General features: G+C 65.8%; 17 protein-coding genes. 14 read left to right on the top strand and 3 right to left on the bottom strand.

Annotated features, from left to right (window positions below):
- Window positions 1-75 precede the first annotated feature (75 nt).
- The 5 genes from prpC (at window position 76) to GCT19_RS23475 (ending at window position 6964) form a co-directional block, all read left to right on the top strand.
- Window positions 76-1245 (top strand): bifunctional 2-methylcitrate synthase/citrate synthase, encoded by a 1170-nt coding sequence (gene prpC, locus GCT19_RS23495; RefSeq protein ID WP_152853238.1) that lies wholly within the window; start codon window positions 76-78, stop codon window positions 1243-1245.
- Between the two features lie 182 nt (window positions 1246-1427).
- Window positions 1428-4025, top strand: a complete 2598-nt coding sequence (gene acnD / locus GCT19_RS23490) for a Fe/S-dependent 2-methylisocitrate dehydratase AcnD (RefSeq protein WP_152853237.1) — start codon at window positions 1428-1430, stop codon at window positions 4023-4025.
- Window positions 4026-4134: 109 nt separating this feature from the next.
- Window positions 4135-5319 (top strand): 2-methylaconitate cis-trans isomerase PrpF, encoded by a 1185-nt coding sequence (prpF, locus tag GCT19_RS23485; RefSeq protein ID WP_026229022.1) that lies wholly within the window; start codon window positions 4135-4137, stop codon window positions 5317-5319.
- A 53-nt stretch (window positions 5320-5372) separates the two neighbouring features.
- Window positions 5373-5597, top strand: a complete 225-nt coding sequence (locus tag GCT19_RS23480) for a hypothetical protein (RefSeq protein WP_152853236.1) — start codon at window positions 5373-5375, stop codon at window positions 5595-5597.
- A 125-nt stretch (window positions 5598-5722) separates the two neighbouring features.
- On the top strand, window positions 5723-6964 hold the full coding sequence (locus tag GCT19_RS23475) for an MFS transporter (protein WP_152853235.1): 1242 nt from the start codon (window positions 5723-5725) through the stop codon (window positions 6962-6964).
- A 13-nt stretch (window positions 6965-6977) separates the two neighbouring features.
- Here GCT19_RS23475 and copM read toward each other — a convergent pair whose 3' ends face one another.
- Window positions 6978-7373: a CopM family metallochaperone gene (gene copM / locus GCT19_RS23470; RefSeq protein WP_152853234.1), complete on the bottom strand. Its 396-nt coding sequence runs from the start codon at window positions 7371-7373 to the stop codon at window positions 6978-6980.
- 189 nt (window positions 7374-7562) lie between these two features.
- Here copM and GCT19_RS23465 point away from each other — a divergent pair, with 189 nt between their 5' ends.
- Together GCT19_RS23465 and GCT19_RS23460 are read left to right on the top strand one after the other, a co-directional pair.
- A complete protein-coding gene (locus GCT19_RS23465) occupies window positions 7563-7877 on the top strand; it encodes an antibiotic biosynthesis monooxygenase family protein (RefSeq protein WP_018437200.1) in 315 nt (104 codons plus the stop codon).
- Window positions 7878-7978: 101 nt separating this feature from the next.
- A complete protein-coding gene (locus GCT19_RS23460; RefSeq protein WP_152853233.1) occupies window positions 7979-8986 on the top strand; it encodes a zinc-dependent alcohol dehydrogenase family protein in 1008 nt (335 codons plus the stop codon).
- Between the two features lie 50 nt (window positions 8987-9036).
- Here GCT19_RS23460 and GCT19_RS23455 read toward each other — a convergent pair whose 3' ends face one another.
- Together GCT19_RS23455 and GCT19_RS23450 are read right to left on the bottom strand one after the other, a co-directional pair.
- Window positions 9037-9660: an ABC transporter ATP-binding protein gene (locus tag GCT19_RS23455; RefSeq protein ID WP_152853232.1), complete on the bottom strand. Its 624-nt coding sequence runs from the start codon at window positions 9658-9660 to the stop codon at window positions 9037-9039.
- Between the two features lie 106 nt (window positions 9661-9766).
- Window positions 9767-10615, bottom strand: a complete 849-nt coding sequence (locus tag GCT19_RS23450; RefSeq protein ID WP_152853231.1) for a shikimate dehydrogenase family protein — start codon at window positions 10613-10615, stop codon at window positions 9767-9769.
- A gap of 206 nt (window positions 10616-10821) precedes the next feature.
- On the opposite strand from GCT19_RS23450, the gene GCT19_RS23445 reads away from it, so the two are divergent.
- The 7 genes from GCT19_RS23445 (at window position 10822) to GCT19_RS23415 (ending at window position 19012) form a co-directional block, all read left to right on the top strand.
- The gene (locus GCT19_RS23445; protein ID WP_152853230.1) at window positions 10822-12609 is read left to right on the top strand and encodes an FAD-dependent oxidoreductase; all 1788 of its coding nucleotides are present in this window, start codon (window positions 10822-10824) and stop codon (window positions 12607-12609) included.
- Window positions 12610-12708: 99 nt separating this feature from the next.
- Window positions 12709-14496 carry an FAD-dependent oxidoreductase gene (locus GCT19_RS23440; protein WP_152853229.1) on the top strand — a complete coding sequence of 596 codons (1788 nt, stop codon included), beginning with the start codon at window positions 12709-12711 and terminating at the stop codon, window positions 14494-14496.
- Window positions 14496-15107, top strand: coding sequence for an NIPSNAP family protein (locus GCT19_RS23435; protein ID WP_018437194.1), 612 nt, complete (start codon window positions 14496-14498; stop codon window positions 15105-15107). The genes GCT19_RS23440 and GCT19_RS23435 overlap by 1 nt, the downstream gene beginning before the upstream one ends.
- 15 nt (window positions 15108-15122) lie before the next feature.
- Window positions 15123-15974 carry a sugar phosphate isomerase/epimerase family protein gene (locus GCT19_RS23430; RefSeq protein ID WP_152853228.1) on the top strand — a complete coding sequence of 284 codons (852 nt, stop codon included), beginning with the start codon at window positions 15123-15125 and terminating at the stop codon, window positions 15972-15974.
- Between the two features lie 115 nt (window positions 15975-16089).
- Entirely contained in the window at window positions 16090-17487 is a 1398-nt protein-coding gene (locus GCT19_RS23425; RefSeq protein ID WP_152853227.1) for an MFS transporter, read from the top strand.
- Window positions 17488-17576: 89 nt separating this feature from the next.
- Window positions 17577-18431, top strand: coding sequence for an IclR family transcriptional regulator (locus GCT19_RS23420; RefSeq protein ID WP_018437191.1), 855 nt, complete (start codon window positions 17577-17579; stop codon window positions 18429-18431).
- 245 nt (window positions 18432-18676) lie between these two features.
- Entirely contained in the window at window positions 18677-19012 is a 336-nt protein-coding gene (locus tag GCT19_RS23415; RefSeq protein WP_018437190.1) for a hypothetical protein, read from the top strand.
- The last annotated feature ends 325 nt before the right edge of the window (window positions 19013-19337 follow it).

The following is a 19337-nucleotide window of genomic DNA, read 5'->3' as shown; positions in this document are numbered from 1 at the left end:
GCCCGTTCCTTGCGTTCTACGCAGCCCAGTCGAAGCAATGACCCGAATTCCAATCCTTTCCCGGAGACAATCCCAATGAGCGAAGCAGACAACAACACCCCGAACACAGGCGCTTTCAAACCAAAGAAATCCGTCGCGCTGTCGGGTGTGACCGCGGGCAACACCGCGCTGTGCACGGTCGGCAAGACCGGCAACGATCTGCACTATCGCGGCTACGACATTCTCGACATTGCCGAGGCATGCGAATTCGAAGAGGTCGCCTACCTGCTGGTCCACGGCAAGCTGCCCACGCAGGCCGAGTTGACCGCCTACAAGACGAAGCTGAAGTCGATGCGCGGCCTGCCCGCCAACGTGAAGGCCGCGCTCGAATGGATTCCGGCCGCCGCGCATCCGATGGACGTGATGCGCACCGGCGTGTCGGTGCTCGGCACGGTGCTGCCGGAGAAGGACGATCACAACCTGCCGGGTGCGCGCGATATCGCCGACAAGCTGATGGCTTCGCTCGGCTCGATGCTGCTGTACTGGTATCACTACTCGCACAACGGCAAGCGCATCGAGGTCGAAACCGACGACGATTCGATCGGCGGCCATTTCCTGCATCTGCTGCATGGCGTCGAGCCGTCGAAGGCGTGGGTCGACGCAATGCACGTGTCGCTGAACCTGTACGCGGAGCACGAGTTCAATGCGTCGACGTTCACGGGCCGCGTGATCGCGGGCACCGGCTCGGACATGTACTCGGCGATCACCGGCGCGATCGGCGCGCTGCGCGGCCCGAAGCACGGCGGCGCCAACGAAGTCGCGTTCGAGATCCAGTCGCGCTACCAGACGCCCGACGAAGCAGAAGCCGACATCCGCCGCCGGGTCGAGAACAAGGAAGTCGTGATCGGCTTCGGCCACCCGGTGTACACGATCTCGGACCCGCGTAACAAGGTCATCAAGGAAGTCGCGAAGAAGCTGTCGAAGGAAGCGGGCAACACGAAACTGTTCTCGATCGCCGAACGGCTCGAATCGGTGATGTGGGAAGCGAAGAAGATGTTCCCGAACCTCGACTGGTTCAGCGCGGTGTCGTACCACATGATGGGCGTGCCGACCGCGATGTTCACGCCGCTGTTCGTGATCTCGCGTACGGCCGGCTGGAGCGCGCACATCATCGAGCAGCGCATCGACAACAAGATCATCCGTCCGAGCGCGAACTACACCGGTCCCGACGACCTGCCGTTCGTGCCGCTGGCGAAGCGCGTTTGACGTGAGCCTGGAGCGGCACGCATCGCGCGGCCGCTCCGCTGGAAGCATCGAACAATCGCAATTCAGCACCCGTCAGCAGCGAGCTAAACTACCTGCACTGCCCGTCCGGCCGCGCGAGCGACGCGCTTCCGGACGCCGCCGGCACATCGTCCGGCGGCTGATAACCGTCCTGTCCCTACGCCATGAATATTGCCAACCGCAAACGCCTTCCGGGCACCGAACTCGACTTCTTCGATACGCGTGCCGCGGTCGACGCGATCGAACCCGGCGCCTACGACAAGCTGCCGTACACGTCGCGTGTGCTCGCCGAAAACCTGGTGCGCCGCTGCGATCCGGTGACGCTGACCGCTTCGCTGAAACAGATCATCGAGCGCAAGCGTGAGCTCGATTTCCCGTGGTTTCCGGCGCGCGTCGTGTGCCACGACATTCTGGGTCAGACCGCGCTCGTCGATCTGGCGGGTCTGCGCGATGCGATCGCCGCACAAGGCGGTGATCCGTCGCTCGTGAATCCGGTGGTGCCGACGCAGCTGGTCGTCGATCACTCGCTGGCCGTCGAGTGCGGCGGTTTCGATCCGGACGCGTTCGCGAAGAATCGCGCGATCGAAGACCGGCGCAACGAAGACCGCTTCGACTTCATCAACTGGACCAAGCGCGCGTTCCGCAACGTCGATGTGATTCCGCCGGGCAACGGCATCCTGCATCAGATCAACCTCGAACGCATGAGCCCGGTCGTGCAGGTGAAGGACGGCGTCGCGTTTCCCGACACGCTGGTCGGCACCGACTCGCATACGCCGATGGTCGATGCGCTCGGCGTGATCGCGATCGGCGTCGGTGGTCTCGAAGCGGAGAGCGTGATGCTCGGCCGCGCGTCGTACATGCGGCTGCCCGATATCGTCGGCGTCGAGCTGAGCGGCAAGCCGGGCGAGGGCATCACTGCGACCGACGTGGTGCTTTCGTTGACCGAGTTTTTGCGCAAGCAGAAGGTGGTCGGCGCATACCTGGAGTTTTACGGCGAGGGCGCGGCGAACCTGACGTTGGGCGATCGCGCGACGATCGCGAACATGGCGCCCGAGTTCGGCGCGACCGCCGCAATGTTCTACATCGACGAGCAGACCATTCGCTATCTGAAGCTGACCGGCCGCGACGACGAACTCGTCAAACTCGTCGAAACGTACGCGAAGCACACGGGCCTGTGGGCCGATACGCTGGAGCACGCCGAGTACGAGCGCGTGCTGAAGTTCGATCTGTCGACCGTGGTGCGCACGCTCGCGGGGCCGTCGAATCCGCATCGCCGCTTGCCGGTGTCGGAGCTGGCCGCGCGCGGCGTCAGCGGCAAGGTCGAGAACGAGCCGGGTCTGATGCCGGACGGTGCGGTGATCATTGCCGCGATCACGAGCTGCACCAACACGAACAATCCGCGCAACATGATCGCGGCGGGCCTCGTCGCACGCAATGCGAACCGGCGCGGACTCGTGCGCAAGCCGTGGGTCAAGAGCTCGCTCGCGCCTGGCTCGAAGGCGGTCACGCTGTATCTGGAAGAGGCAGGGCTGCTGCCGGAACTCGAACAACTCGGCTTCGGCGTGGTCGCGTATGCGTGCACGTCGTGCAACGGCATGTCCGGTGCGTTGGACCCGGCGATCCAGAAGGAAGTGATCGAGCGCGACCTGTATGCGACCGCCGTGCTGTCGGGCAACCGCAACTTCGACGGCCGCATTCACCCCTATGCGAAGCAGGCGTTTCTCGCGTCGCCGCCGCTGGTGGTCGCTTATGCGATCGCGGGCACGATCCGCTTCGACATCGAAAAGGACGTGCTCGGCGTCGATGCCGACGGTCGTGCGGTCACGCTGAAAGATCTGTGGCCATCGGATGCGGAGATCGATGCGATCGTCGCCGCTAGCGTGAAGCCGGAGCAATTCCGCAAGGTGTATGAACCGATGTTCGCGCTGTCAGCCGACACCGGCGCGAAGGCCGACCCGCTGTACGACTGGCGCGCGCAAAGCACCTATATTCGCCGTCCGCCGTACTGGGAAGGGGCGCTCGCCGGCGAGCGCACGCTGCAGGGCATGCGCGCGTTGGCCGTGCTCGGCGACAACATCACGACGGACCACCTTTCGCCGTCGAACGCGATCCTGCCCGACAGCGCGGCTGGCGAGTACCTGACGAAGATGGGCTTGCCCGAAGAGGACTTCAACTCGTACGCGACGCACCGCGGCGATCACCTGACCGCGCAGCGCGCGACCTTCGCGAACCCGACGCTGAAGAACGAGATGGTGCTGGAGAACGGCCAGGTGAAGGCCGGTTCGCTCGCGCGCATCGAGCCCGAGGGCAAGGTCACGCGCATGTGGGAAGCGATCGAAACGTACATGGAGCGCAAGCAGCCGCTGATCGTGATCGCGGGCGCCGACTATGGTCAGGGTTCGTCGCGCGACTGGGCCGCGAAGGGCGTGCGGCTGGCGGGCACCGAAGCAATCGTCGCGGAAGGCTTCGAGCGGATTCACCGCACGAACCTCGTCGGCATGGGCGTGTTGCCGCTCGAATTCAAGCCGGGCGTGAATCGCCTGACGCTCGGCATCGACGGCACCGAGACCTTCGACGTGATCGGCGAGCGCAAGCCGCGCGCCGATCTGACGCTGGTGATTCATCGCCGCAACGGCGAGCGCGTCGACGTGCCGGTGACGTGCCGGCTCGATACGGCCGAAGAAGTGTCGATCTACGAAGCCGGCGGCGTGCTGCAGCGTTTCGCGCAGGATTTTCTCGAGTCGACCAGGGCGGCGGCTTGATGGCTTGAAGCGCGTTTTGCACTGAACGTCACAGCAGAACAGGGCGATGCGGCTTGATACGCCGCATCGCCCTTCCTCATCAAAGAACATGTCACCTCAGGACACTTTCATGCACTCACCCCAGATCAGGATTCCGGCCACCTATATGCGCGGCGGCACCAGCAAGGGCGTGTTTTTCCGTCTGCAGGATCTGCCCGAGGATGCGCAACGGCCGGGCGCCGCGCGCGACGCGCTGCTGATGCGCGTGATCGGCAGTCCCGATCCGTACGGCAAGCAGATCGACGGCATGGGCGGCGCGACGTCGAGCACCAGCAAGACCGTGATCATTTCGCGTAGCAGCCGGCCCGATCACGACGTCGACTATCTGTTCGGTCAGGTGTCGATCGACAAGGCGTTCGTCGATTGGAGCGGCAATTGCGGCAACCTGTCGGCCGCGGTGGGACCGTTCGCGATCAGCGCGGGCCTCGTCGATGCGAGCCGCGTGCCGCGTGACGGTGTCGCGATCGTGCGAATCTGGCAGGCCAACATCGGCAAGACGATCATCGCGCACGTGCCGATGACCGATGGCGCGGTGCAGGAAACCGGCGACTTCGAGCTCGACGGCGTGACTTTCCCGGCCGCCGAAGTGCCGCTCGAATTCATGGACCCAGCCGCCGACGAAGAAGGCGCCGGCGGCTCGATGTTCCCGACCGGCAACCTCGTCGACGACCTGGAAGTGCCCGGCGTCGGCACGCTGAAGGCAACGATGATCAACGCGGGCATCCCGACGATCTTCGTCGACGCCGAAGCGATCGGCTACAAAGGCACCGAGTTGCAGGACGCGATCAATAGCGACGCTAAAGCGCTCGCGATGTTCGAGACGATTCGCGCGCACGGTGCGCTGCGCATGGGCCTGATCAAGAATCTCGACGAGATCGCGACTCGGCAGCACACGCCGAAGATTGCGTTCGTCGCGAAGCCGGTCGACTACGTGGCGTCGAGCGGCAAGCCGGTGCGCGCGGGCGACGTCGATCTGCTGGTGCGCGCGATGTCGATGGGCAAGCTGCATCACGCGATGATGGGCACGGCGGCGGTCGCGATCGGCACTGCCGCGGCGATCGCCGGCACGCTCGTCAATCAGGCGGCGGGCGGCGGCGAACGCGAGTCGGTGCGCTTCGGGCATCCGTCGGGCACGTTGCGCGTCGGCGCGCAGGCAAGTCTGAAAGACGGCGAGTGGGTCGTCACGAAGGCGATGATGAGCCGCAGTGCGCGCGTGTTGATGGAGGGTTGGGTCAGGGTGCCGCAGCAGGGCTGAGGCGGCTTACCGCCGTGTGGATGCATCTCGATGCACGGCAGCGGGAATGCGCGATGCCGCGCATTGCGTCGTTGCTGCACAAAGACGGCCTGTTGATCATGTCGCTTCGACACGGGCCGGTCCCAGCCGGCCGCCGTATGTTCGACGTCACTCCCGGCGAAACGATCCAGCTCGCGAGCGAGCAAGGCCTGACGCTCGTGCGCGAGTTGCGCACGTCATCCGCTCAACAGGTCAACCGCGATAACGGCGTGACGTGGACGCGGCTCGTGTTCCGCTAACTCCCCGATCCAGCCGCGCCACAGCCGCCGCTGCGAACCGACGCGTCGTCTACAATGGCCGCTCGAGACGGCCGTTCCCATAACTACTCCCAGCAGCCGACTCAGACCGACGCAGAGGAGGCTCGATGCAGAACAGGCTGGACGCCGACGCAACGAATTCGGCCGACGCGGCGCGCGACAACGCGCGTGCCAGACGCGCGGTGTTCGTCATCGCGATTGCCCAATTGCTCGGCACCTCGTTGTGGTTCAGCGCTAACGGCGCGATGCGCGATCTGCAGATCGCGTGGCAACTGAGCGCGTCGGGTATCGGCTGGCTGACGAATGCGGTGCAGGCCGGCTTTATCGTCGGGACCTTGCTGTCGGCGACCACCGGACTCGCGGATCGCTTGTCGGCGAGCAAGGTATTCGCCGTCTGCGGCGTGCTCGGCGCGACCTTGAATGCGCTGTTCGCGCTGTGCAGCAGCGGGCTCGCGTCGGCGCTCGTTTTTCGCTTCGGCGTGGGCGTCGCGCTCGCGGGCATCTATCCGCTCGGCATGAAACTGCTCGTGACGTGGGACCCGCGCCGCGCCGCGCAGACGCTCGCGTTGCTCGTCGCGATGCTGACGCTCGGCACGGCGTCGGTTCATGCGATCCGCGCGTTGCTGTCGGGCGTGCCGTGGCAAACCGTGGTGCTTACTTCGTCGGGGCTCGCGGTGATTGGCGCGGTCATGGTGTTCATGCTCGGCGAGGGGCCGCACGCGCGGCGCTCGGGCAACCGGCGCTTCGGTTTGTCGGCGGGCGTCGGGCAGGTCGTGCGCATCAGCGAGTTTCGCTCGGCCGCGCTCGGCTATTTCGGTCACATGTGGGAGTTGTACGCGTTCTGGACGCTGACGCCGCTGCTCGTGCAGCGCGCGTTCGCGAGCGGCGCGCCGGCGACGCCGGGCACCGTCGCGTTGTGGTCGTTCCTGATCATCGCGATCGGCGCGCTCGGCTGCCTGTTCGGCGGCAGGCTCAGCCAGGCGCTAGGCAGCGCGCGCACCGCCGCGCTCGCGCTGACGATATCGGGCACGCTGTGCGCGATTTATCCGCTGACCACCGGGTTCGGCACTGGCGCACAGCTTGCGCTGCTAGTCGTGTGGGGCATCAGCGTGATCGCCGATTCGCCCCAGTTTTCGGCGCTGTCCGTGAAGGCCTGTCCCGCCGACAAGATCGGCGGCGCGCTGACGCTGCAGAACAGCTTCGGCTTTTTCCTGTCGGCGTGCTCGATCCTGTGGTCGACGAGCGTGTTTCACGCGCTCGACGTGCGCGTCGCGTGGCTGCTGCTGCCGGGGCCGATCATCGGTCTGATCGCGATGTCGCCGCTGCTGCGCAAGCACCCACGCTGGTGACGCTCGCGGCGCGTTACTTGCCGCCGTGCTTTTCCTGCCAGCGCCGCATGAACGCGATCTCGTCATGCTGCGCCTTGATGATGTCGCGCGCGAGTTTCTTGATCTCGGGGTCTTTGCCGTATTTCAATTCCGCCTGCGCCATCTCGATCGCGCCCTGGTGATGCGGAATCATGTGCGCGACGAAATCCCGGTCGGCGTCGCCGGTGTATTCGGGGGCGCTCATGTCATGCATCATGCGTTCGTCGGCGGCCTTGAAGGCTTGCGTCGATGCGCCCGCGTCCGCATGCGCCGAATGCGCCATGTCCATGCCGGGCATGCCCTGATGTTGCGCGTGAGCGGGCAGAGCCGCCGCCGCGAATGCCAAACCGCCGAACACACAGATAGCGCGCACCGCACGAAGGTTTTTCATATTCGATTTCCGTTGTTGAAGAGAGTGGCGAGGTGATCCGCGCGATTCCAACGGTCACATCGGACATCGTGGGCTTGCCACCGTGGTAAGGTCAAGCGAAGGCAACGCAATGCACGCCTTTAATAAAACGCCACCGGATGACCCATCGAGCATCATTGGCAGCATCACTCACTCAACGAGGATGACAGCATGTACATCGCGATGAACCGCTTCAAAGTGGCTCCCGGCTCCGAGGACGCCTTCGAACATTTGTGGACCACGCGCGACACCCATCTGAAAGAGGTGCCGGGCTTCGTGGAATTTCATTTGCTGAAGGGACCGCGTAAGGACGATCACGTGCTCTATTCTAGCCATACGATCTGGCGCGACCAGGCATCGTTCGAGGCATGGACCAGGTCCGACGCGTTTCGCGCGGCGCATCGCAGTGCCGGTAACGAAAACCGCGTGCTGTATCTCGGCCACCCGGAATTCGAAGGCTTCGAGGTCATCCAGACCGTCAAATAGCGCAGTGCTCGCGCGGGCATCGCGCATGCGCGTCCGATGCGTAGCACGCGTGGGCATCATGTTGCTCACGAATGCGCACCACTTACCAAGGAACGAAAAGTATGAAAGCCGTCAGAATCGGTTCGCCTGCCACCGTCGATAGCCTGCAGGTCGTCGACCTCGCCGATCCCGGTCAGCCCGGAGCCGGGCAGATTCGCGTGCGCATTCGCGCGAGTTCATTGAATTACCACGACTACGGCGTCGTCAGCGGCAATCTGCCGGCCGAAGCGGGCCGCATTCCGATGGCCGATGGTGCGGGCGTCGTCGAAGCGGTCGGCGCGGGCGTGCGCGAGTTCAAGCCCGGTGATCACGTCGTGTCGTGCTTCTTTCCGCACTGGGAAAACGGTTCGCCAGCAATCGGCGATTTTTCGACCACCCCGGGCGACGGCATCGACGGTTACGCGCGCGAAGTCGTCGTGCTGCCGAGCCACTACTTCACGCACGCGCCGGCCGGCTATAGCCACGCCGAAGCGGCGACGTTGACCACGGCGGGGCTGACCGCGTGGCGCGCGCTGGTCGTCGACGGTCAGTTGAAGGCGGGCAGCAGCGTGCTGGTGCTCGGCACCGGCGGCGTGTCGATCTTCGGCTTGCAGATGGCGAAGGCGATGGGGGCGTCGGTGATCGCGACGTCGTCGTCGAATGCGAAGCTCGCCAAGCTGCGCGAACTCGGTGCCGACCATACGATCAACTATCGCGACAATCCCGAGTGGGGCAAAGAAGTGCGTCACATCACGAACGGGCGCGGCGTCGATCACGTGATCGAAGTGGGCGGTCCAGGCACGCTGCCGCAGTCGATCACCGCATGCCGCATCGGCGGACACATCGCGCTGATCGGCGTGTTGACCGGCCGCTCGGGTCAGGTGCCGACCGCGCATCTGATGGCGCGGCAACAGCGTCTGCAAGGGCTGATCGTCGGCAGCCGGCAGGATCAGATCGACATGGTGCGCGCGCTGGAGACGACCGGCATCAAGCCGGTGATCGACAGCACGTTCGAGCTGGCCAAGCTCGCCGATGCGTTCCGGCACGAGGCATCGGGTGCGCACTTCGGCAAGATTTGCGTGGCGATCTGAGGACTGAATGCTCGCGCTCGGCCAGGCATGGCGCGCGCGAGCGTTCTAGCTCAAGGGTGCCCCGCGAGGTCCGCGAAACAGACACGCGTCGCCTCGCAGGACTGCGTGAACCCTTCGTCGTAACTCGTGAAAAACACCGTGCGCGTCGTGCCGAGCGTTCTGAACAGCTCGGCGAGCACCGCGCGCGCGGACGCGTCGAGTCCGCCGGCAGGTTCGTCGGCGATCAGCACGCGAGTGTCGCCGAGCGCGGCCGCCGTCAGAAACACCTTTTTGCGGCTGCCATACGACATCTGCTCGAAGCGTTTGTCCAGATGCGGCGCGAGGCCGAAGCGTTCGGCGAGCGCGAGCACGTCGTCGGTCAGCGCGGTGTGTCGCGCCGACGCGATCTGCCGCAGATAATCACGGCCGGTCTGATCGGGCCAGTTCATGCTGTCTTCCGGCACGTACGTGAGCAACGCTTGCGCGGCATCCGGCGCGGTGCGCAGCGAATGTCCGCCGAGCCATACGTCGCCGCTATCGGCTTCGAGCGCGCCGGCGAGGATGGCGAGCAACGTCGATTTGCCGCTGCCGGATTCATCGTTTAACGCGACGCAGCCGGACGTTGCGTCGAAGTGCAGTCCTTCGAACAGGACGCGGTCGCTATAGCGCTTGCTGAGGTTGTCGAATCGAAGCATGGGTTGGCGCGCAAAGGGCGATGTGAACGCGGCGCAGGATTGCGCCGCATTTCGTGCGGATAATTTCGCGCCAGTGTAGCAGCGCACGCCTGCTTCTTTTACGCCGTTACGCAGACGGCGACGTCTCCAGCAAAAACTCCACCATCCGATCGCACACGCGTTCGAACATCTGCGTGCCCGTCACGGTCGGGCAGCCGCGCGCGCGTGCGGCTTCGATCAGCGGCGTGAGCGGCGGCTTCGTTACGACATCGCCGACGAAAGTCGTGGCCGGCAAGCGCGCGACGTCGATCGGCAACGGATCGCCCGCGCGCATGCCGAGCGGCGACGCGTTGACGACTACATCGTACCTGGTCAATTCCAGTTGGGCCGCCGCGCCGCGCGCCGTGCCTCGGCCGAGCGCGTTGAGCCGCGCGATCAGCGAACCGGTGCGTTCGACGTCGTTGTCGCGCACGTCGAGCGAGCCGACGCCGCTCTGAATCAGCGCATGGCCGATCGCCGAGCCCGCGCCGCCCGCGCCGACCAGCAGCGCGCGTTTGCCCTGGAGCACGCAGCCCGCGGCGACCAGCGCCGCGACGAAGCCGGTGCCGTCGAACATACCGCCATGCCAGCCGCCATCGGCGTTGCGGCGCAGCGTGTTGACGGCGCCGAGGAACGCGGCTTCGTCGGCGAGCGTCGCGCAATAGCTCGCGGCACTGAATTTGTGCGGCACCGTGATGATCACGCCGTCGACGTTGCGCATCGGCGCGACGCCCGCGAAAAACGCGGGCAGGTCCGCCGGTGCGACATGCGCGGGCACCACCAGCGCATCGCGGCCGGCCGAACGCAACGCGGCGGTCACGCCCGCCGGCGAACGCACCTGCGCAATCGGATCGCCGACGATGAAATACACGCGCGTCGCGCCGCTCAGACCCGCGTCGAGCGACGCCGCGAACGAAGAGTTTCCAGCCTGCTGCATAGTCGAATCTCCTGAAATGGGTGCCCGTTCGCATCGTGCCGATGCCGGGCGTCATGTGTTGCCTGTTGTCGAGGGTGTTCAGAAAGCTTTGCTTTTTCTCGATACTGGAATAGTATTCCAATAACAAAGCAAATTCTAGATACTGCGAAAAATCCGGAACTGCCGTCGCGACCGGATGCAACGCACGAGCACACAAGGAGCAGCAGATGGTGGAGACATTGAGCGATTTGCAGCAGAACGAAGCCTTCGACGTCGTGGTAATCGGCGCCGGCGGCGCGGGCATGTCGGCGGCGCTGTTCGCGGCGATCGACGGCGCGCGCGTGCTGCTGGTCGAAAGCACCGAATACGTGGGCGGCACGACCGCGTACTCGGCGGGCACCACGTGGATACCGAACTCGCCGCACGGCCCGTCGATCAATCCCGACGACAACAGCGCCAACGCCGAGGGCTTTTTACGCCGCGCGGTCGGCGAGCGCAGCAGTGAGGCGCTGCGTCGTGCGTTCCTGCAGGCGGGGCCGCGGGCGGTCGCGCAGATCGAGGCGAATTCGGACGTCAAGTATCGGGCGCGACCGTTTCATCCGGACTATCTGTCGGAGCTCGAAGGCTCGACGCTGCGCGGCCGCGCGCTCGAACCGCTCGCGTTCGACGGCCGCAAGCTCGGCCGTCACCTCGCGCTGATCCGTCCGCCGATCCCCGAGTTCACGGTGCTCGGCGGCATGATGGTCGATCGCGACGACGTCGGGCATCTGCTGAACATGACGAAGTCGTTCCGGTCGCTGCGCCACGCGGTGAAATTGCTCGCACGGCATGCGCGCGACCGCATCAGTTGGCCGCGCGGCACGCGTCTCGTGATGGGCAATGCGTTGATCGGCCGGCTGTTTTCGTCGCTGCTCGCGCGCGACGTCACGGTGCTCGTGAGCACGAAGCTCGAAGCGTTGCGCACGAACGCGAGCGGCGCGATCGACGGCATCACGCTGAGCCAGAACGGTCAGCGTCGACAAATCTCGGTCACAGGTGGCGTGATTCTCGCGAGCGGCGGTTTCAACCGGCATCCGCAACGGCGTCGCGCGATGCTGCCGGGTGCGGACCTCACGTGGTGTCCGGGCGCGCCGGGTCATACCGGTAGCGCGCAGGATCTCGCGCTCGCGGCGGGCGCGCGTTACGGGGAGGGCGCGCTCAGCAATGCGTTCTGGGCGCCGGTATCGATACGCCAGCGAACGGACGGCACGACCGCGGTGTTCCCGCACTTCATCATGGATCGCGGCAAGCCCGGCATGATCGTCGTCAATCAGCAAGGACGGCGCTTTCTGAACGAAAACACGTCGTACCACCTGTTCGGCATCGCGATGCAGGAAGCGCATCGCAAGACCCCATCGGTGCCCGCCTATCTGGTCACCGACGCAGATGGCCTGCGCAATTACGGGCTCGGCATGGTGCGGCCGGGCGGCAAGGGCCTCGCGCCGTTTCTCGCGGACGGCTATCTGACGCAAGCCGCGACGCTCGACGAACTCGCCGCCAAGCTCGGCATCGACGCGGCCGGTCTCGCCGACAGCGTCGCGCGGATCAACGACTATGCGAAGACCGGCGTCGACCCTGAGTTCCAACGCGGCACGACGGACTATCAGCGCGCCAACGGCGACGCAAACTGGCCCGGCCCCAATCCGTGCCTCGGCCCGATCGCGCGCGCGCCGTTTTACGCGGTGCGGCTCTATCCCGGCGATATCGGAGCCGCGACCGGACTCGTCAGCGACGACAAGGCCCGCGTGCTGAATCGCGACGACCGGCCGATCGGCGGCCTGTACGCGTGCGGCAACGACATGCAATCGGTGATGGGCGGTGTCTACCCGGCGCCCGGCATCACGCTGGGACCGGGGCTCGCGTTCGCGTATCTGGCGGCGCGCGACGCGGCGACGCGCGCCAAATCCGCGCGCAGCGATGCGGCGTCGTTCGTTGCGCGCGGCACGATTGAGGCCGCCAACGAAAAGATCGTCTGACGAACCAGGGGCACGCCTGGTTCGAACGAAGTTAAGAAATGGAATAGTATTCAACAAATGCGACAGCACGGATTTTCCCAACCGACGAAGCGAATGGCGATGATGCGCGAACCGATCCTCGAATGCGATGTACTGGTGCTGGGTTCCGGCGCGGCGGGACTGTCTGCCGCGGTGACGGCAGCCACGCGAGGTCTGCGCGTCATGGTGGCCGAGAAGGCCGACGTGTTCGGCGGCACGAGCGCATGGTCGGGCGGCTGGATGTGGATTCCGCGCAATCCGCTCGCGACGCGCGCGGGCATCGTCGAAGAATCCGAAGCATCGCGCACCTATCTGCGCAACGAACTCGGCGCGCACTACGACCCCGACAAGGTCGACGCGCTGCTCGAACACGGTCCGGAGATGATCGAGTTTTTCGAGCGCGAGACGGCGGTGCGTTTTATCGACGGCAACCGCATTCCCGACTTTCATACGACGCCGGGTGCAATGACGGGCGGCCGCTCGGTCTGCGCGATGCCGTTCGATGGCCGCGAGCTTGGTGCGCTGATCGATCGCTTGCGTCCCGCGCTCGACGTCGTGACGCTGAAGGGCATGGCGATCGCGTCGGGTCAGGATCTCGCGCATTTCTTCAACGCGACGCGCTCGCCGCGCTCGGCCGTGCATGTGCTGCGTCGGCTCGCAGCGTTCGCGACAGACAAGTTCCGCTATGGCCGCTCGATGCATCTGGTCAACGGCAATGCGTTGGTCGCGCGTCTGCTGAAATCGGCGCATGACCGCGCGGTTGATTTGCGTACCAACGCGAAAGCGGTCGCATTGCTGCGCGAAGGCGGGACCGCGGGTGGGCGCGTCACGGGGGCGCGCGTCGAGATCGACGGTGTCGCTCACGAGGTGCGCGCGGCGCGCGGCGTCGTGCTCGCGTGCGGTGGTTATCCGCATGATGTCGCGCGGCGCGCGCAAACCTTCGCGTATACGCCGTCGGGTCGCGAGCACTGGTCCGCCGCGCCCCTGACCAATACCGGCGACGGCATTCGTCTCGGCGAAGCGGTCGGCGCGCATTTCGACGCGTCGCTGGAAACACCGGCGGCGTGGGCACCGGTGTCGTTGGTGCCGCGCAAGAGCGGCGAGGACGCGGTCGCGTTTCCGCATCTGATCGAGCGCGCGAAGCCGGGCGTGATCGCGGTCACACGCGCGGGTCTTCGCTTCGTCAACGAGGCGTCGTCGTATCACGACTTCATCAATGCGCTGATCGGCACGACGCCGGCGGGCGAAGAAGTCTGCGCATGGCTGATCTGCGATCACCGCTTCCAGCGCCGGTACGGACTCGGCTTTTCGAAGCCGTTTCCATTCCCGACCGCGCCATATCTGCGCTCCGGTTATCTGCGTCGCGCGAACAGCCTCGCCGAACTTGCAAGCCAGTGCGGCATCGATCCGCAGGGACTTCAAACGACGGTCGCCGCCTACAACAGCTACGCGAAGGACGGCTTCGATCCGCAGTTCCACAAAGGCTCGACGCCCTACAACCGCGTGCAGGGCGATGCACGGCACAAGCCGAACCCCTGCAACGCGCCGCTCGAACACGGTCCGTTCTATGCGGTGAAGCTGCTGCCCGGCAGCCTCGGCACGTTCGCGGGCCTCGCGACCGATGCCGCCGCCCGCGTGCTCGACGATGCGGCCCGGCCCGTGCCGGGTCTGTACGCGGTCGGCAACGACAGCGCGAGCATGATGGGCGGCTGCTATCCAAGCGGCGGCATCACGCTCGGACCCGCGATGACTTTCGGGTATCTGGCGGGGCTGTCGCTCGCCGGCGCGCCGCAGGCCGATGGTACGGTCCGTGCCGCGCGCACCGAACCCGCTCCGAATTCCTCCATCCCGTCACAAGGACGCATCTGATGACTCTCTATGACCTCGTTACGCTCACCGTCAAGATCGGCGCCAACGCACAGGTGTTCGAAAACATCCAGGCCCGCGGCGACGCGCCAGGCTCGAAGCTGCTCGGCTGCTGGTACTCCGATATCGGCACGCTCGGGCAGGTGCTGGTGCTGCGTGGCTTCGATTCCGAAGCGTCGCTGATCGCCGAGCGCAAGCGTATGCTGCTCGAAGGCAATCCGTTCGGCTGCGGCGAATTCATCACCGACGTGAAGATCGACAGCTATGCGTTGTTCCCCTTTCTGCCGCCGATCGAGCCGGCCGTGCATGGCGGCATCTACGAGATGCGCGTGTACGGCACCAAGCTCGCGAGCCTGCAACACACGATCGACGCTTGGGAAAAGGCGGTGCCCGAGCGCACACGGCGCTCGCCGCTCGTCGGCGCGATGTATGCGCTCGACGGCGCCGTGCCGCGCTTCCTGAACATCTGGCCGTATGCGAGCGTCGACGAACGTTCGCGGATTCGCGCCGAAGCAGTGAAGGACGGCATCTGGCCGCCGAAGGGCGGCCCGGCCCATCTGACGACGATGGAGTCGACGATCTGTGTGCCGGCGCCGTTCTCGCCGCTGCGCTGAACTCGAGGAGACCACATGACCCAGCCCAATTCGCGCGCGCTGTCGCTATCGGCGTTGACCGTGCTCGAACTGAGCCCGCCGCAGATGGTCGAGTGCGCCGCGCAAGCCGGCTACGACTACGTCGGCCTGCGCCTCGTGCCCGCCACCGATCACGAAGTGCGCCACGACATCATTAGCCCGGGCGCATTGAGGCGCGAAACGCTCGCGCGTGTGCGCGACACCGGCGTCAAGGTGCTCGACGTCGAAATTCTGCGCCTGAAGCCGGACACCGACGTGAACGCATGGCTGCCGATGCTCGACACCGCCGCCGAACTAGGCGCACGCTACGTGCTGGTCGCGGGCAACGATCCCGACGAAGCGCGCACCGCCGAGCGGCTCGCACAGTTATGCGAGCTGGCCGAACCGCGCGGCCTCGCGCCATCGCTCGAACCGATGCCGTGGACCGACGTGAAGGACGTCACGCAAGGCGCGCGCATCGTGAAGGCGGCCGCGCGGCGCAACACCGGGCTGATCGTCGATCCGATCCACTTCGATCGCGCGGGGACGTCGACGAATACGTTGCGCGCGTTGCCGCGCGAGTACTTCGCCTACGTGCAGTTCTGCGACGCGCCGGCCGAACGGCCGACCGATCTCGACACGCTGCTGTTCCAGGCGCGTTGCGAGCGCATGATTCCTGGCGAGGGCGGCCTCGACCTCGCCGGCATTCTGCGCGCGCTGCCCGACGATCTGCCGATCAGCCTCGAAGTACCGATGCAGCGATGGGCGCAGACCGCGTCCGCGCTCGAACGCGCCCGCAAGCTGCGCGAGGCGACGCTCGCTCTGCTCGAACGGACTTATACGGCGACGCCGTCATCCATCACATCATGATGTAAGTACGAACCGCAGTTCCCCCCGGCTGGTCCTTCAAGAAAGCGCACGGCAAAGAGGCGCGAGGGACCGGCTTGCGCAATCGATCACGATAAATGTTCTGGAGACAGCAGGCATGGAACCTTCAAACAAGGCGCCGCGGCACGGCACGTCCGCGTCGCGCGCACTCGACGTGCAGCAGTGGCTCGACGAGCGCCGTATCGGGCGCTTTCAGATTCTCGTATTGCTGATGTGCATGTTCATCGTCACGCTCGATGGGCTCGATACCGTGATGGTCGGCTTTATCGCGCCGGCGTTGTCGAGCGCGTGGGCGACTCCGCGCGATGCGCTCGGCCCGGTGATGAGCGGCGGGCTGCTCGGCCTCGCGTTCGGCGCACTGTGCGCGGGCCCGCTCGCGGACCGCTTCGGCCGCAAGACTGTGATGACCTCCGCGGTGCTGTTCTTCGGCGTATGGAGCTTCGGCTCCGCGTTCGCGACGAACATCGGCGAGCTGACCGTGCTGCGTTTTCTGACCGGCCTCGGGCTCGGTGCATCGATGCCGAACGCGGCGACGTTGATGGCCGAATACGCGCCGCAGCGCTGCCGCGCGTTGATGGTGACGACCGTGTTCTGCGGCTTCACGCTCGGCGCAGCCGGCGGCGGCTTCATCAGCGCATGGTTGATCGCCGCGTACGGCTGGCAATCGGTGCTGATTGTCGGCGGCGTGCTGCCGGTGCTGTATGTGCCGTTGATGGTTCGCTGGCTGCCCGAATCGGCGCGCTTTCTCGCACTGAAGGAGACGCGGCGCGCGCGGCTCGTCGCGGTGCTGAACCGCATCGAGCGCGGGATCGCCGATCACGCGACGCGCTTCGTCGTGCCCGCCGTCGTGCAGCAAGCATCGAACAGCGAGCGCAGTCCGGTGCGGCTGATCCTGTCGCGCGATTACGCGTTCGGCACCGTGATGCTGTGGATCTGCTATTTCGCGGGACTGTTGACGGTGTACCTGCTCGGTAGCTGGCTGCCGACGCTGATTCGCGGTGCGGGCTTCACGCTCGGCGAGGCGGCGCTGGTCGGCGCGCTGTTCCAGGCGGGCGGCACGATCGGCTCGCTCGCGATCGGCTGGCTGATGGACCGCTTCAACGCGCACCGCGCGCTCGGCGCGACTGTGTTCGCGGGCGGCGTGCTCGCCTGGGCAATGGGGCTGCCGGGCCACGGCCTCACGATGATGGCCGTGCTCGCGTTCTTCATGGGCTATTGCATGAACGGCTCGAACACCGGGTTCTGCGCGCTGGCCGCAAGCTCGTATCCGACGCCGATGCGCGCGACCGGCACCAGTTGGATGCTCGGCATCGGCCGCTTCGGCGGGATCGCGGGCGCGATGCTCGGCGCCGGCATGCTGCACGCGAACTGGGGCTTCAGTCAGGTGTTCACGTCGCTGGCCTTGCCCGCGGCGGTCGGCGCGGCGGCGGTGCTGCTGAAGGGCGCGCGGCATCGCGGGCCCTTGCTGCGGGTGAGCGCGGGCATCGGGCATTGACGGCGCCGGGAACCGGCGCCCGCCGCGCCCTTGAATTCCGATGTGGAATCATGTTCTCATGTGGGATTCGAATCGAATGAGAGCGGATCATGGCGGGGAATCTCGAGCGGGCGCTGGCCATCATCGAATTGCTGGCGAAGCAGGGCGGCAGCATGCAGCTGGCCGCGATCGCCGACACGCTGAATATTCCGCGCAGCGGCACGCATCGGCTGCTCGCGGAACTGAGCGACGAAGGCTACGTGCGGCAGGATGAGCACGGCGAGTACGTGCTTGCGCTGAAGCTGGTGTCGCTCGGACTGATGTGGCTTTCCACGGCCGGGGTGCTCGATATTTCGCAGCCGGTGCTGGATCGGCTCGCGAGCGTGTCGGGTGAACTCGCGCGCCTGGGCGTGATCGAGGATGATCACATCACGTTCGTCGGCAAGGCGCAGGGCGCGCGCTCCGGGCTGCGCTACGACCCGGACATGGGCAGCAGTCCGCCGCTGCATTGCACCGCCAGCGGCCAGGCATGGCTCGCATCCATGAGCGACGAGGAAGCGCTCGAACTCGTGTCGCGCCAGGGCGGCATCGGCAAGGCGGGGCCGCGCGGGCCGAAGGCGCCGAAGACGATCCAGCAGTTTTTGCAGGACCTGGCCGGTGCGCGCAAGCGCGGCTACGGCATCGCGAGCGAAACCTACGAGGCGGGCATGACGTCGATGGCGGCGGCGATCCGTCATCCGGTGACGGGGCTGGTGGTCGGCACCGTCAGCCTCGCGGGGCCGACGAGCCGCCTGCCGGACGCGCGGCTGAAAGAACTCGCGCCGGCGCTGCTCGAAGCCGCGTCGGACATGAGCACGGCGACCCTCAGCTCGCCGTATTTCAAGCGCGCGCCGCGCATCGCGCCGCCGGTGGCGGTCGTGCGGCCGGTCGAGCCAAAGCGCAAGGGGCGGCCGCGCGCGGCTTGAGCGCTGCCCATCCCAATCCATCCGCGAGTTCCGCGATCTGACGCGGCGGGCAGCGCACCAGCTCGTCCGCCGCTTCGCGCAACCGGGCAATCCCGCGCGACGAGCCGTTTCAGTACGCAAAGACGGCCATACCTGTCGGCATTTCGCACGCCCGCGCCCAATTTTGAGACGCACGGTCAAGCCGCGCCAAAAAACTGCGCTAACGTCACGCTCAGATTGCAGATTGCTTTCGATTCGAGCAATCGATGCAGCAAGGTCATCGGGCCAACAGGCAGGACGCGGGGGGAGCGAAGATGAGCCTTACGGGCAGGCAAACAGCCGCGCAACGCGGCGGGCGGCTTCCGGCGAGATTCGCGGATAGCCATTTGCAGCATCTCGAGAGTGTGCTCGGCTACGCGACGCGCAAGCGCGCGACGCGATCCGGTGAACTCGACCACGTCTATTGGGAGCGGCGCATTCGCGCGCTCGAAGATACACATCATTTGATCGACAGTCAGCGCACGCGCATCGCGAAGCTGCGCGACATGTTGCGCTTGCGGACGCAGACGCAGGCTAGCGTCGCGCGGCGCACGGCGGCCTGAAATGTCGGGGTGGTCCGCGAGGACCGAAAGAAGTGCAGTGGAGGAGAGAACCGTCGACGCCGCTCGGCGCCGACGTCAAAAAAGCAGAACCTGAGAGAAAAGTGGCGATGACGCGAACGGGCCCGTAGAGGCCCGTCGCGCATCCGCCCGATATGGCCGGCTGAATTCAAAATCCCCACTTAATCGCGCGCCATTTTTCAGATCAATTATGTCTTTCTAAAAATCGCGCTGTTATCAGTAATTCTGACTGATTTTAATTGGGGTGCGGTTAGATTAGCCATTTAAAAACACGCGCGGCTTTTTACGCTGATAAACTGTGCGCCGG

Source organism: Paraburkholderia atlantica (assembly GCF_009362785.1).
Taxonomy (GTDB): domain Bacteria; phylum Pseudomonadota; class Gammaproteobacteria; order Burkholderiales; family Burkholderiaceae; genus Paraburkholderia; species Paraburkholderia atlantica.
Note: the sequence above shows the minus strand (reverse complement) of the source record. Positions and strands in the feature narration are given on the sequence as shown.